The organism is Gilliamella sp. B3022 (genome assembly GCF_028751545.1).
Taxonomy (GTDB): domain Bacteria; phylum Pseudomonadota; class Gammaproteobacteria; order Enterobacterales; family Orbaceae; genus Gilliamella.
This window is the reverse complement of the sequence record NZ_CP071867.1, coordinates 846,102-860,488: the sequence shown is the minus strand read 5'-3', so window position 1 is coordinate 860,488 and position 14,387 is coordinate 846,102. Positions and strand designations below refer to the sequence as shown.

Annotated in this window: 12 protein-coding genes and 1 rRNA gene; 9 read left to right on the top strand and 4 right to left on the bottom strand. The window is 33.9% G+C overall.

Going from position 1 to position 14,387, the window contains the following annotated elements:
* Positions 1-267 precede the first annotated feature (267 nt).
* On the top strand, positions 268-2,403 hold the full coding sequence (nrdD, locus tag J4T76_RS03795) for an anaerobic ribonucleoside-triphosphate reductase (RefSeq protein ID WP_267355837.1): 2,136 nt from the start codon (positions 268-270) through the stop codon (positions 2,401-2,403).
* 17 nt (positions 2,404-2,420) lie between these two features.
* On the top strand, positions 2,421-2,885 hold the full coding sequence (gene nrdG, locus J4T76_RS03790; RefSeq protein ID WP_267340401.1) for an anaerobic ribonucleoside-triphosphate reductase-activating protein: 465 nt from the start codon (positions 2,421-2,423) through the stop codon (positions 2,883-2,885).
* 10 nt (positions 2,886-2,895) lie between these two features.
* Here nrdG and can read toward each other — a convergent pair whose 3' ends face one another.
* From can to J4T76_RS03770, 4 genes are all read right to left on the bottom strand, one after another.
* Positions 2,896-3,561 (bottom strand): carbonate dehydratase, encoded by a 666-nt coding sequence (gene can / locus J4T76_RS03785; protein WP_267340403.1) that lies wholly within the window; start codon positions 3,559-3,561, stop codon positions 2,896-2,898.
* Between the two features lie 57 nt (positions 3,562-3,618).
* A complete protein-coding gene (locus J4T76_RS03780; protein ID WP_267340405.1) occupies positions 3,619-4,677 on the bottom strand; it encodes an FAD-binding protein in 1,059 nt (352 codons plus the stop codon).
* 211 nt (positions 4,678-4,888) lie between these two features.
* Positions 4,889-5,929, bottom strand: coding sequence for a CobW family GTP-binding protein (locus J4T76_RS03775; protein WP_267340406.1), 1,041 nt, complete (start codon positions 5,927-5,929; stop codon positions 4,889-4,891).
* Positions 5,930-5,945: 16 nt separating this feature from the next.
* Complete coding sequence (locus J4T76_RS03770; RefSeq protein WP_267340407.1) at positions 5,946-6,143, bottom strand: YbdD/YjiX family protein; 198 nt, start codon at positions 6,141-6,143, stop codon at positions 5,946-5,948.
* Between the two features lie 282 nt (positions 6,144-6,425).
* Here J4T76_RS03770 and murA point away from each other — a divergent pair, with 282 nt between their 5' ends.
* From murA to J4T76_RS03735, 7 genes are all read left to right on the top strand, one after another.
* On the top strand, positions 6,426-7,679 hold the full coding sequence (murA, locus tag J4T76_RS03765; RefSeq protein ID WP_267340409.1) for a UDP-N-acetylglucosamine 1-carboxyvinyltransferase: 1,254 nt from the start codon (positions 6,426-6,428) through the stop codon (positions 7,677-7,679).
* Between the two features lie 55 nt (positions 7,680-7,734).
* Entirely contained in the window at positions 7,735-8,310 is a 576-nt protein-coding gene (locus J4T76_RS03760) for a DJ-1 family glyoxalase III (RefSeq protein WP_267340410.1), read from the top strand.
* An 11-nt stretch (positions 8,311-8,321) separates the two neighbouring features.
* Complete coding sequence (locus J4T76_RS03755) at positions 8,322-9,218, top strand: cation diffusion facilitator family transporter (RefSeq protein ID WP_267340411.1); 897 nt, start codon at positions 8,322-8,324, stop codon at positions 9,216-9,218.
* A gap of 93 nt (positions 9,219-9,311) precedes the next feature.
* Entirely contained in the window at positions 9,312-10,274 is a 963-nt protein-coding gene (gene pfkA / locus J4T76_RS03750; protein ID WP_267340412.1) for a 6-phosphofructokinase, read from the top strand.
* Between the two features lie 260 nt (positions 10,275-10,534).
* Positions 10,535-10,792, top strand: coding sequence for a GNAT family N-acetyltransferase (locus J4T76_RS03745; protein ID WP_267340413.1), 258 nt, complete (start codon positions 10,535-10,537; stop codon positions 10,790-10,792).
* 147 nt (positions 10,793-10,939) lie between these two features.
* On the top strand, positions 10,940-12,010 hold the full coding sequence (locus J4T76_RS03740; protein WP_267340414.1) for an acyltransferase family protein: 1,071 nt from the start codon (positions 10,940-10,942) through the stop codon (positions 12,008-12,010).
* A gap of 793 nt (positions 12,011-12,803) precedes the next feature.
* Positions 12,804-14,341: ribosomal RNA gene (locus tag J4T76_RS03735) — 16S ribosomal RNA — on the top strand.
* Positions 14,342-14,387: the final 46 nt, after the last annotated feature.

Here is a 14,387-nt window from a genome sequence, read left to right as displayed (position 1 = left end):
AAAGACTTGTTGTTCTTGAACTTTGCTTTGTCAAGTAATATTATTTACTAAAAAATCTGGAAAAACACAATATATGGTGTATAATTTATTTGTATTTACTATATATAGTGTTATCTTAGCAATGTGAAAATCTCGATCTATATCAAATAAAGTCTAATATTCTTATAAAAAAATCAATTGTTTTAATCATTACAATTAACATGAGTATTAATATTGATATAAATCTTATGCAAACTGCTATTTATTAATGAATGTTGAGGAGTATATATGCCTGTAGTAATTAAACGTGATGGTTATCAGACCGCATTTAATGAAGATCGAATCAGAGATGCTATCATTAAGGCAGCAGTTGCTGCTAATGTTAAAGATCCTAATTATTGTGCTGCTGTTGCCCAAGATATTACTAATCAAATGGCTGATCGTGAAAGTGTTGATATTAATGAAATCCAAAATGCAGTTGAAAATCAGCTAATGTCAGGCCCTTATAAAAAGTTAGCAAGAACCTATATAGAGTATAGACATGATCGTGATCGAGAGCGTGAACAACGCAGTCGTTTAACTCAAGATATTCGTGGTTTAATTGAACAAAGTAATGTTGCAATATTAAATGAAAATGCTAATAAAGATAGTAAGGTTATTCCTACACAACGCGACTTGCTCGCGGGAATTGTAGCAAAGCATTATGCAAAACAATATCTATTACCTAAAGAAATTTCGCAAGCCCATGATTGTGGTGAAATTCATTATCATGATCTTGATTATGCACCATTTTTTCCAATGTTTAACTGTATGCTAATTGATTTAGATGGCATGTTAACAAATGGCTTCAAAATGGGAAATGCTGAAATTGAACCGCCAAAATCAATTGCGACTGCTACAGCAGTAACTGCACAAATTATTGCTCAAGTTGCTAGTCATATTTATGGCGGAACAACTATAAATCGTATTGATGAAATTTTAGCAAAATTTGTCACTATCAGTTATCAAAAACATGAACAAGTAGCTGAAGAATGGAATATACCTAATCCAGAAGCTTATGCTGAAAGTCGAACTAAAAAAGAGTGTTATGATGCTTTTCAATCTTTAGAATATGAAGTTAATACGTTACATACTGCTAATGGACAAACTCCGTTCGTTACTTTCGGCTTCGGTCTAGGAACTAGCTGGGAGTCACGTTTAATTCAAGAGTCCATTCTCAAAGTTCGTATAAAAGGTTTAGGTAAAAATCATAAAACGGCTGTTTTTCCAAAATTAGTTTTTGCAATTAAAGATGGAATTAATCATAAAAAAAACGATATCAATTATGACATTAAACAACTTGCATTAGAGTGTGCGAGCAAACGTATGTATCCAGATATACTAAATTACGATAAAGTTGTTGAAGTCACTGGTTCATTCAAAACTCCAATGGGTTGTCGAAGCTTTTTAGGAGTTTATGAAGAAGATGGTCATAAAATTCATGATGGGCGTAATAACTTGGGAGTAATTAGTTTAAATCTTCCGCGTATTGCAATTGAATCGCGTGGCGACGAATTGCAGTTTTGGAAAATTTTAGATAAACGTTTAGCTCTATGCAAAAAAGCCTTAATGACACGTATAGCTCGTTTAGAAGGTGTTAAAGCTCGTGTAGCACCTATTTTATATATGGAAGGAGCTTGTGGTGTGCGATTAAAAGAAGATGATAGTGTGTCTGAAATATTCAAAAATGGCCGTGCTTCTATTTCATTGGGCTATATTGGTATTCATGAAACCTTAAATGCACTTTATGGTAATCAAACGCACCCATTTGATAATGAAACATTACGTCAAAAAGGTATTGCTATTGTTAAACACTTACGTAAAGCAGTAGAACAATGGAAGGATGAGACTGGTTATGGTTTTAGTTTGTATAGTACACCAAGCGAAAATTTATGTGACCGTTTTTGTCGACTCGATACTGCCGAGTTTGGCATCATTTCTGGTGTCACTGATAAAGGTTATTATACTAATAGTTTTCATCTTGATGTTGAAAAAAAAGTCAATCCATATGAAAAAATTGAGTTTGAGAAAGCTTATCCACCAGTAGCAAGTGGCGGATTTATCTGTTATGGAGAATATCCTAATATGATAAATAATATTAAAGCATTAGAAGATGTTTGGGATTATAGCTATAGTCGAGTACCTTATTATGGTACCAATACCCCAATTGATGAGTGTTATGAATGTGGTTATATGGGGGAATTCTCTTGTACCAGTAAAGGCTTTGTTTGTCCAAGTTGTGGTAATCATGATTCCTCTAAAGTCTCTGTGACTCGTCGTGTGTGTGGTTACTTAGGTAGCCCTGATGCTCGTCCATTTAATGCAGGAAAACAAGAAGAAGTAAAACGTCGAGTTAAGCATCTAAATAATGGTCAAATTGGTTAATCATAGTTTTAAAAAATATGAATTATCATCGCTATTATCCTGTTGATGTTGTAAATGGGGAAGGGACCCGCTGTGTACTTTTTGTTGCTGGCTGTGTACATCAATGTCCAGGTTGTTATAACAAAAGTACATGGGGAATTCATTCAGGTTCGCCGTTTACACAATCACTTGAAGATCAGATTATTAAAGATTTACAAGATACAGAAATAAAACGTCAAGGATTATCACTTTCTGGTGGTGATCCTTTACATCCAAAGAATGTTCCAGCAATATTAAAACTAGTTAAACGTGTTAAATCTGAATGTGATAACAAAGATATTTGGCTATGGACTGGATATAAACTTGATGAACTCAATGCCGAACAGCAAGAAGTTATATCTTATATTGATGTACTAATTGATGGTAAATTTATTCAACAACTAGCTGATCCTCGACTATTATGGCGAGGAAGCAGCAATCAAATCATTTATCGTTTTAAATAAAGCGTTAAGATTATTGTTGAGACTTATGTAAGTTTAAAAGATAGGATATTGCTTCTCGATAATTAATCTCAAGATTTTCACTACTTGATGATGTGATATGCAAATCAGTAATTTTGCCATTATCAATACCATAAACCCAACCGTGTAAATTTATTCTGTGTCCGCGTTGCCATGCAGATTGAATAATTGTTGAATGACCTAAATTGTAAACTTGTTCAATAACATTAAGCTCACATAAAATATCTAATCTGATTTTTGGTGGAAACTCACCAATGAGCGAACTATTACGAAACCATAAATCACGAATATGTAGCAACCAATTATTAATTAATCCTATGTCAGGATTTTCGACTGCAGTGCGTATACCGCCACATCCTAAATGTCCACACACTATAATATCTTCAATTTTTAGCACATCAACGGCATATTGCACAACAGATAAACAATTAAGATCTGTATGGATAACTAAATTACCGACATTTCGATGAACAAACAACTCACCGGGTTTTAGCTTAATTAATTTTTCTGCAGGAACTCGGCTATCTGAACAACCAATCCATAAAAATTTTGGATTTTGAGCAATAGCAAGTTGTTTAAAAAATTCGGGATCTTCTTGTTCTATTTTTTCTGACCATTCGTGATTAAAACGGATTAAATCGTTAACACTAAACTTCACAACAATTCCTTATGTATTTATTATTGAGTTATTTTATTGATATAAATTCAATATTAATTAATTCGTTCTTATATGTTGAATCTTACTTTTCATAATCAGCTTTCGCCAAATTGGCGTAGTGAATATTTTGGCTTTAATAATTTTGCTATATAATTTAAGGCGTAATGGTATTGTTTTTTGATAATATCGCTTATTTGGTTTTGATTGACCACTGTTTAATATTTTGCTTAAAATCTCAGCGCTGTCAAGAGCGTAGCTGATTCCCTCTAAAGAACTTGCACTGATAAATCCTGCCGCCTCACCTATTAAGAATATATTTTCATTGCCAGTATAAAAGTCACGGAAACGATTAGGATAGATAACTAGACATTTTTCAGATTTCACCGATTCGCTAAGTATAAAGCCTTGTTGTGTTAATTTTTGTTTTAATTGTTCAAAATATTTATTGGCATTTTTTTTGGGAAATGCTCCACCAAGTATAAAATACCCATCTTTAGACATACTCCAAGCATAGCAATTAGTTAATTGGTTATCAAAAATACAAGAATAAAAAGGATTTGTATGTTTTTCAATAAACCATTGTTGAATTGCTACATATTGCCTAATGGAATGATTTGGATAGCGCATTCGTCTAACAATCGAATTTGCTCCATCAGAACCAATTACATACCGAGAGGTAACATTATGTTCAATCTCATTTTCATCGACAAAAGTAATTTGATAACCATCAATGATTCTTCTTACTTCTTTACACAGCGTATTATGTAAGACTGTAACTGTTGAAGGAATAAGTGACTTTAACCATAGATCAAACTTATGTCTATCAAAACTAATATAGCTACGTTGATAGTTACGAACTAATTTAGTTTGTAAATCTATAGTTTTGACACTGAAAATTTGTGGGTTGGTTAAAATATCAGTTGGAATATTTAATTTTTGTCTAGCAAAAGATTTTTGAGCATCATTTGCCAATAATCCTCCACAAGGTTTATGAAAACCTTTATCACCAGTTTGATCTTTTTTATCTAAAGCAATAATCTTAAAAGATGGGTTAAGTAAACGTGCTAACGTACTACCTGCAGGACCTAGGCCAATGATTGCAATATCGTAATCCATATTATTATATTACTTACTTAATAAATTTGAAAAATTCCGTCATATTATCATATATAAAATAAAAAGTGACTATTATGGTTATACCGTTTCTAATTTAGGATTTTGTAAAGATCTTTCAGGTTAACTATACATTTCAGTATAAAATAGATAGTGAATTAATCGATGAAATAGATGTTATCTTTTATTGGGTTAAACAAATATGCATTAATTTTTAGTCAGCAATAGTTTTTAAAAATGCTTGATTCAAATCGTCAAATGGCAAAATACGACTAATTACTACTAATCGAGATATTTTTTCAGAAGGATCTTGCCATGAAGAACCATAATCGAAACCAACAATTTTATGCACGCCTTGAACAATCAAGCGTTGTGGGTTGTCTTTAATAGCTAATACACCTTTATACCGTAACATGTCATTACCATATTGTTCAACCAAGTTTTCCATAAATAAGCCTATCTTTTTCAAATCAAGTTCGCCAGCTTCAAAAAGATAGGAGCAGATATTATCTTCCCAAGATTGAGGTTGCTTCTCTAATGGGAGAATTTTAAAGCTTGTTTCAACATTTTTTATTGAATTGATAACAAAAAAACCTTTATTAATAATTAAATCGTCATTTAAATCAAATGAATGAATGTCAATCCATTGTGATTTTGGTAATTGTCCATTTATTGCTACAACAATTGCTGCTTTATTATTAATTCTATTAATTCTATTAATAATTTCATTTTTTTGCTCTTCACTTACACAATCAGTTTTAGTAATTATAATGCGATCAGCAAATCCAATTTGTGAAAGTACTACTCGGTGTTGTTCTAGATGCTGCAAAATATGTTGAGCATCGACTAAGGTAATAATCGCATCAAGTTTAATTGTTTCACGAATCAAGCCATCAATAAAAAATGTTTGAATAATTGGCGCTGGATCGGCAAGTCCTGTGGTTTCAATAATAAGACGATCAAATGTTAATTTGCCAGCTGTTCGCTGTGCGTGCAATTTATGAAGGGCATCCGTAAGTTCGCCTTGAACGGTACAGCAGATACAACCATTTGTCATCTCAACAATTTGAATATCACAATTGACATTTAATAAATCGCTATCAAGGTTTACTTGACCAAATTCATTTTCAATAATAATTATTTTTTCATTACAATTATTCTCTAATAAATGATTAATTAATGTCGTTTTACCCGAACCGAGAAATCCTGTTAGTAAAGTGACAGGTAGGGGATGCGGAATGATTGGGTTGCTCATTTGCTATCTCTCAATTTTAACAGCATTTAAATCCACCTTTACCACTGTAACGTGCATCTTGGCGTTCTTTGAAAAATTCCTCGTAAGTCATAGGTGTTTGTTCAGGATGGGTTAGTTTCATGTGTTGAACATAGTTATCGTAATCAGGAATACCGACCATAAGCTTAGCAGCTTGACCGAGATATTTTCCTGCTTTGGTAAGTGAATCAAACATGTTTTATCTCTTATTATTTTGAAAAAGAACATTAAGAGTTTTAATTTTCTCTTAATCAACTATATTAATAATTAGAACATTTTTCAATATAAGACGCTATATAACTTGAGTCAATCATTGATTTGAAGTAATTTATAAAATTACATAAAAATGATAATAATATTGTGTGAAATCTATCCTAATCCCTTTTAATGATTTAAATATATTTTTACTAAATTGATTTATATATTATTAAATAACTTTTATAATATTGCCTAATTTATTATTTATTAGAGTTTAATAATGGAAAAGTTTCTCCTTAAAGGTCCAACTTCTTTAAACGGTGAAGTGATTATTTCTGGCGCTAAAAATGCTGCTTTACCTATTTTATTTGCGGTCATCTTAGCTGAAAAGCCGGTAGAACTAAAAAATGTACCTAAGTTGAAAGATATTGATACTACATTGGAATTACTAAGCCAGTTAGGTGTGAAATGTCAACGTAATGGTTCTGTTCAGCTTAATGCTGCTCATCTTAACAATTATTGTGCACCTTATGAATTAGTGAAAACAATGCGTGCTTCCATTTGGGCTTTGGGACCATTGGTAGCTCGTTTTGGTCAAGGACAGGTTTCATTACCTGGAGGTTGTGCAATTGGCGCAAGACCTGTTGATCTTCATATTACTGGACTTCAACAATTAGGTGCTACAATTGTTTTGGATGAAGGATATGTTAAAGCTTCTGTAGATGGTCGATTGAAAGGAGCTCATATTGTTATGGATAAAGTGAGTGTAGGTGCTACAGTGACGATTATGTCTGCTGCAACTTTAGCCGAAGGTAAAACGATAATTGAAAATGCAGCATGTGAGCCTGAAATTGTTGATACAGCTAAATTTTTAAATATGCTTGGTGCAAAAATTACAGGTGCTGGAACAATGCGTATTGAAATTGAAGGTGTTAAAAATTTAGGTGGTGGTACGCATGAAATTGTTTCAGATCGAATTGAGACAGGAACTTTTTTAGTAGCCGCTGCTATTTCAAAAGGAAAAATTACTTGTCGCAAAACTGATCCAAACTTGTTAGATGCCGTTATATCAAAATTAAAAGAAGCAGGTGCAGATATTGAAGTTGGCGAAGATTGGATTTGTTTAGATATGCAAAATAAACGAGCAAAAGCTGTAAATATTCATACTGCGCCACATCCAGGTTTTCCTACCGATATGCAAGCACAATTTTCATTATTGAATATGGTCGCTGAAGGTACTGGAATTATTAAAGAAACAATTTTTGAAAATCGATTTATGCATGTGCCAGAATTAATTCGTATGGGTGCTAGAGCAGAAATTGAAGGTAATACATTAATTACACATGGCGTAGAAAAACTGAGTGGCACACAAGTGATGGCGACAGATTTACGAGCATCGGCAAGTTTAGTGTTGGCTGGTTGTATTGCAGAAGGTTCTACAATGGTTGATCGTATTTACCATATTGATAGAGGTTATGACAATATTGAAGAAAAGCTAAGAAGTTTAGGAGCCAATATTGAAAGAATAAAATAAAATTCATCATAATTAAAATTAAATAGATTCTTAATTGGTTAAAAGGAGTACCATAATGATGAAACAAGCGATGATCTTTTTATCAGATGGCTGCGAAGAAACAGAAGCAGTAACAACAATTGATTTACTAACCAGAGCAGGTATTAAAGTCATTACTGCGAGTATCTCAGATTGTTGCGAAGTTAAATGTTCTCGTGGAGTAACAATTTTAGCTCAAAAAACGATTTCAGATGTTCAATATGAGAATTTTGATGTGGTTATTTTACCAGGTGGGGTTAAAGGAGCTGAAAATTTTCGAGATTGCACGTTATTAATCGAAATATTGAAAAAAACTCATCACGTTGGCGGCGTTATTGCGGCAATATGCGCTTCTCCAGCAATAGTTTTACAACATCATAATTTATTTCCAAAGGCATATATGACTGGTTACCCATCTACAAAAGATGCATTTAAACTTTGGAAAACGGATAGAGTATATTTTGATGAGCAAAATAAAGTTATCACGAGTCAAGGTCCTGCTACATCAATAGATTTTGCTTTGAAAATTATTGATGTTTTAGTCGGGCGAAAAAAGGCAGCTGAGGTTGCTCAGCAATTAGTCCTTCCATTGGGGATTGAATCCTATCAATAAAAAGGTACCAAATGTCAAATTCACATTTGTACGATAAATTAGTTAAGAGATCTACATTGATTGCTGTTTTAACATCTATTTTTCTAATTTTCTTAAAATTTATTACCTGTTGGATAACGGGTTCAATAAGTTTATTTGCGTCATTATTAGACTCAAGTATTGATTTACTTGCTTCAGGACTTAATTTCTTTTTGGTACGTTATGCTATGAAACCTGCCGATGATGATCATACTTTCGGTCATGGTAAAGCTGAATCACTTGCAGCACTGGCACAAAGTACATTTATTATAGGTTCAGCGACAATTTTATTGCTTTCTAGTATTAAATCTATTGTTCATCCTAGTGAGCTACAAGCTCCATTGTTGGGGATTATTGTTTCAGCCATATCTGCGGTATTTACTTGTTTACTTGTTTTATATCAAAGATATGTTGTGAAACTAACTCAAAGTAAGGCAATTCAAGCTGATATGCTACATTATTCTTCTGATATGTTAATGAATATTACTGTCATCATTGCACTCTTTTTAAGCTGGTATGGAATTTCTTTTGCTGATGCTGCATTTGCTTTTTTGATTGCTTTATATATTTGTTATAATGCTTATAAGATTGCTTACAATGCTATACAAGATTTACTTGATAGAGCATTGCCAGAAAGTGATAACGAGAAGATTGCTAATATTGTTGCATCCTATCCGAATGTTCATGGTTTTCATGATTTGAAAACTAGGCAAGCAGGTCCGATAAAATTCATTCAATTGCATATAGAACTTGATGATAATATGCCTTTAGTTAAAGCACACGCTATAGCGGATTCAATTGAAAAGCGTATTGCTGAACTCTTTTCTCCTGCGACAGTAATTATTCATCAAGATCCCATTTCGGTTGTACCAATTGAAATAATGTCGTAGAAAAAAACACCAAAAATACCTTTTATCATCTATTGTTAGAAATCTGTTAAGACTCTATAATAATCAGAAGTTAATTATTAGGAGTTATTTTCTATGGTAAAAAAAATAGGTATTTTGACTAGTGGTGGTGATGCACCAGGGATGAATGCAGCCATTCGAGGTGTGGTTAGAACTGCTTTAACAGAAGGGTTGGAAGTTTTTGGTGTATATGATGGTTATTTAGGTCTTTGTGAAGATCGAATTACTCAGTTAGAACGTTCTAGCGTGTCAGATATCATTACTCGTGGTGGTACGTTTTTAGGTTCTGCCAGATTCCCAGAGTTTAAAGATAAAACAGTAAGACAAAAAGCTATTGAGAATTTGAAAAAACATCAAATTGATGCTTTAGTTGTTATTGGTGGTGATGGTTCTTATATGGGCGCCATGCGTTTAACAGAAGAAGGTTTTCCATGTATTGGTTTACCAGGTACCATTGATAATGATATTCGAGGAACCGATTATACGATTGGTTATTTCACAGCATTAAGTACTGCTGTTGAAGCTATTGATAGATTGCGTGATACTTGTTCTTCACATCATCGAATATCTGTGATTGAAATTATGGGGCGAGATTGCGGTGATTTAACATTAAATGCGGCAGTTGCTGGTGGTTGTGAATTCATGATTATTCCAGAAATGTCTTATACAAAAGAAGATTTAATTGAAGAAATTAAATTAGGTTTTGCAAAAGGTAAAAAACATGCAATTGTAACCGTTACAGAGCATATGTGTGACGTAAATCAACTTGCAGCTGATATAGAAGCAGCCGTTCACCATGAAACTCGTGCTACAGTATTAGGTCATGTTCAACGAGGTGGCACTCCTGTTCCTTATGATCGTATTTTAGGTTCACGTATGGGTGCTTATGCTGTTGAATTATTATTACAAGGTCATGCAGGAAGAAGTGTAGGCGTTCAAAATGGCAAATTAGTACATCATGATATAATAGATGCTATTAATAATATGAAGCGCCCATTTGATGTAGATCTTTATAATATTGCAAAACGTTTATTTTAGTTATTAATATTATGTCGATCAAACAATCTGCATAAATATAAGTAATAAGAAAGCATTGTTTAATAAGTGAATGATTGATAAAACAATATTTCAATCATTCACTCATTAATTTTTTTAATGTTCAGCTGACTTTATACTATCAATAAACTTAATTTTTCTGTTTGATAATAATTTTATAGATACATTGTTAATATTTATTTTTTACTCAATTTATTAAATTTCAGATCCCAAATAAATAGTTTAAATAGCAGGAAGAGATTATGTCATTAAGTTATTTAGAAGATATTGATCGTTTCTATGTCTGTGATGCAAAACATCAACAGATAGCCGAGATGACTTTTACTCGTCTAGGACAAAATCAAGCTACTATTAATCACACTTATATAGCTCCTGATTATCGAGGTCAAGGCATTGCTGAAAAATTATTAGATCTTGTTGTAAAAAAGTTACAACAAGAAAACCGTAAAATTATTCCTATTTGTTCTTTTGCTATTAAAAAATTAAACGAACAAAATTAATTCTAGTTATTAAAAAAATTTAAATATTTCAATTATCAAATTGTCAAGCCTTATTTTAAATATTATTTTTTATAAATGCTAGTTCCAGTTATTCGAATATGTGCTAATGTATCGCTATATTTATTACCATAGTATTTTGATTTTAAGATGGAATCTGCGAAACCTCAAAAAATTTATTCTATTCACGTATTGCGTGGTGTTGCAATTATTATGATTGTTTTTAGTCATTGTTTAGGTGTATTTAAAAACTCTAATCTAATTGCGAATAGTTATTTATTTTCTTTTTTAAATTTGTTTGCATTTAATTTCACAACCTTTTTTGTATTGATTGCTGGTTTTTTGTTTCAACATTTAACATACAAATTTGATACTAAAACATACTATTTATCAAAATTTAAAACAATTATATGTCCTTATATTTCAGTGTCTATTTTTTGTTTTTTCTTTTATCACTATCAATATCTATCGGGATTACCATGGTACTCATCAACAGAACCTAGCGTTATCAGCTCAATAATTAGGATGATGTTAACTGGCGAGCAGCTTTTACCCCTATGGTTTATCCCAATGATAATTATTGTATATCTAATGGGACCACTTTTTTTTTATTGGTCAAAAAAGAATTTAATTGTGACTGGTTTAATAGCTATGTTTTGGGTGGTGATATTTACTAAACCTGATTTTACTAAGCCTCTTCAAAATTTATTGCATTATGGTCCCGTTTATTTAGTCGGTATGATGCTTAAACAAAATTATGAAACTATTATGAAGTCTGTGAAAGATAACTTGTTATTAATTATCTTTCTTTTTGGTTTATGTTTTTTTGTTCCTTTTGCATATCGTTATATGAATTACTTTGGTATTCAGAATCTTTATTTTGATACTTTGCAAAAAATTATTTTATTTATACTAGCTCTCTATTTTTTAGATAGATTAAATCATAAAGTAAATGAAGGAAAAATTTATAAATTCTTTTCCTATATGGCAAATGTGAGTTTTCCTATCTATTTTATTCATGAAATAATAGTATTAGAGCTTGAGTATCAACTTTATATATCACCAATAGGTGATATTATTAAAACAAGTAATGGTGAACTAGCCTCATTAGGAGCAGTAACTTTTTTAGTATTAACTTTAGTGATTAGTACCATAATTGCTAACATAATTAAATTAGTTTTCAAAGATAAAGCAAAATATCTTATTGGAGGAATGCGTTAAAATCGATTAATTAACTTATAAAATTAATCGTTTTTAAGATAAATTTGCTTATTTGGAATCATTGTATGTCCATTAGGTTCCCAGCCCTATGGAATTTGTGATTTATTAAATATTATTTTTAAATTAGCAGTAAAAAATTACCACCCACTGATTATCATATGGGTGGAACTTAATTCTTTTCAAAAATAATTACGACTCTATTATTGAAGTTATAGTGAATGTTTTCCTACTTCATACATTAAAACACTAATAGGCATCTAATTTTTTCGTTCTACTATGTTATATCGAGAATTGCAAATTTGTCCCACTTAAAATTCACTTGTTTATGATGGCTAATAACATGTTTTTTATTATTTAATTTGTTCTTATTTTAACAAGCTTAAAAATATTCCACAAAAGAAATAGGATAAAAAAAACGCAAACAGAAAAAAAATAGCAATAAACACTTGCAGTAAAATTTAAAGTGCCTATAATGCGCATCCACTGACACGGCGTCATCGACAAACAGAGACAGCGGGTGTAAGTGAGCAAGGTCAAAAATTTTGAAAAAAGATCTTGACGAATAAAAAGGTGTAGCGTAGTATACGCAGCCCTTGAGACAGCAAACTGAATAACAAAATGTTTAGTGAAAGATAAATAGCTGTCAGCTCTTTAAAAAGAAGAAACAGACAATCTGTGTGGGCACTTGCGAGACGAAAGATTAAAAGTCTACGGACTGAAAAATTAAGTCTTGATAAGTGACACTGAAGATTCATTTGAATATGTCAGAGACAGTTATTGAGCATCAAACTTTAAATTGAAGAGTTTGATCATGGCTCAGATTGAACGCTGGCGGCAGGCTTAACACATGCAAGTCGAACGGTAACATGAGTGCTTGCACTTGATGACGAGTGGCGGACGGGTGAGTAAAGTATGGGTATCTGCCGAATGGAGGGGGACAACAGTTGGAAACGACTGCTAATACCGCATAATGTTGAGAGACCAAAGCATGGGACCTTCGGGCCATGCGCCATTTGATGAGCCCATATGGGATTAGCTAGTTGGTAGGGTAAAGGCTTACCAAGGCGACGATCTCTAGCTGGTCTGAGAGGATGACCAGCCACACTGGAACTGAGACACGGTCCAGACTCCTACGGGAGGCAGCAGTGGGGAATATTGCACAATGGGGGGAACCCTGATGCAGCCATGCCGCGTGTATGAAGAAGGCCTTCGGGTTGTAAAGTACTTTCGGTAATGAGGAAGGTGATGAATCGAATAGGTTCATCAATTGACGTTAATTACAGAAGAAGCACCGGCTAACTCCGTGCCAGCAGCCGCGGTAATACGGAGGGTGCGAGCGTTAATCGGAATGACTGGGCGTAAAGGGCATGTAGGCGGATAATTAAGTTAGGTGTGAAAGCCCTGGGCTCAACCTAGGAATTGCACTTAAAACTGGTTAACTAGAGTATTGTAGAGGAAGGTAGAATTCCACGTGTAGCGGTGAAATGCGTAGAGATGTGGAGGAATACCGGTGGCGAAGGCGGCCTTCTGGACAGATACTGACGCTGAGATGCGAAAGCGTGGGGAGCAAACAGGATTAGATACCCTGGTAGTCCACGCTGTAAACGATGTCGATTTGGAGTTTGTTGCCTAGAGTGATGGGCTCCGAAGCTAACGCGATAAATCGACCGCCTGGGGAGTACGGCCGCAAGGTTAAAACTCAAATGAATTGACGGGGGCCCGCACAAGCGGTGGAGCATGTGGTTTAATTCGATGCAACGCGAAGAACCTTACCTGGTCTTGACATCCACAGAATCTTGCAGAGATGCGAGAGTGCCTTCGGGAACTGTGAGACAGGTGCTGCATGGCTGTCGTCAGCTCGTGTTGTGAAATGTTGGGTTAAGTCCCGCAACGAGCGCAACCCTTATCCTTTGTTGCCAGCGATTCGGTCGGGAACTCAAAGGAGACTGCCGTTGATAAAGCGGAGGAAGGTGGGGACGACGTCAAGTCATCATGGCCCTTACGACCAGGGCTACACACGTGCTACAATGGCGTATACAAAGGGAGGCGACCTCGCGAGAGCAAGCGGACCTCATAAAGTACGTCTAAGTCCGGATTGGAGTCTGCAACTCGACTCCATGAAGTCGGAATCGCTAGTAATCGTGAATCAGAATGTCACGGTGAATACGTTCCCGGGCCTTGTACACACCGCCCGTCACACCATGGGAGTGGGTTGCACCAGAAGTAGATAGCTTAACCTTCGGGAGGGCGTTTACCACGGTGTGGTCCATGACTGGGGTGAAGTCGTAACAAGGTAACCGTAGGGGAACCTGCGGTTGGATCACCTCCTTACGAAGTGCTCGTAAGTGTTCACACAGATTGTTTGTTAAGAAAAGAG

What these genes read in the sequence shown, in the direction of transcription:
- nrdD (WP_267355837.1), top strand. Translation starts at nt 268, where the DNA reads ATGCCTGTAGTAATTAAACGTGATGGTTATCAGACCGCATTTAATGAA.
- nrdG (WP_267340401.1), top strand. Translation starts at nt 2,421, where the DNA reads ATGAATTATCATCGCTATTATCCTGTTGATGTTGTAAATGGGGAAGGG.
- J4T76_RS03780 (WP_267340405.1), bottom strand. Translation starts at nt 4,677, where the DNA reads ATGGATTACGATATTGCAATCATTGGCCTAGGTCCTGCAGGTAGTACG.
- J4T76_RS03775 (WP_267340406.1), bottom strand. Translation starts at nt 5,929, where the DNA reads ATGAGCAACCCAATCATTCCGCATCCCCTACCTGTCACTTTACTAACA.
- J4T76_RS03770 (WP_267340407.1), bottom strand. Translation starts at nt 6,143, where the DNA reads ATGTTTGATTCACTTACCAAAGCAGGAAAATATCTCGGTCAAGCTGCT.
- murA (WP_267340409.1), top strand. Translation starts at nt 6,426, where the DNA reads ATGGAAAAGTTTCTCCTTAAAGGTCCAACTTCTTTAAACGGTGAAGTG.
- J4T76_RS03760 (WP_267340410.1), top strand. Translation starts at nt 7,735, where the DNA reads ATGATGAAACAAGCGATGATCTTTTTATCAGATGGCTGCGAAGAAACA.
- J4T76_RS03755 (WP_267340411.1), top strand. Translation starts at nt 8,322, where the DNA reads ATGTCAAATTCACATTTGTACGATAAATTAGTTAAGAGATCTACATTG.
- pfkA (WP_267340412.1), top strand. Translation starts at nt 9,312, where the DNA reads ATGGTAAAAAAAATAGGTATTTTGACTAGTGGTGGTGATGCACCAGGG.
- J4T76_RS03745 (WP_267340413.1), top strand. Translation starts at nt 10,535, where the DNA reads ATGTCATTAAGTTATTTAGAAGATATTGATCGTTTCTATGTCTGTGAT.
- J4T76_RS03740 (WP_267340414.1), top strand. Translation starts at nt 10,940, where the DNA reads ATGGAATCTGCGAAACCTCAAAAAATTTATTCTATTCACGTATTGCGT.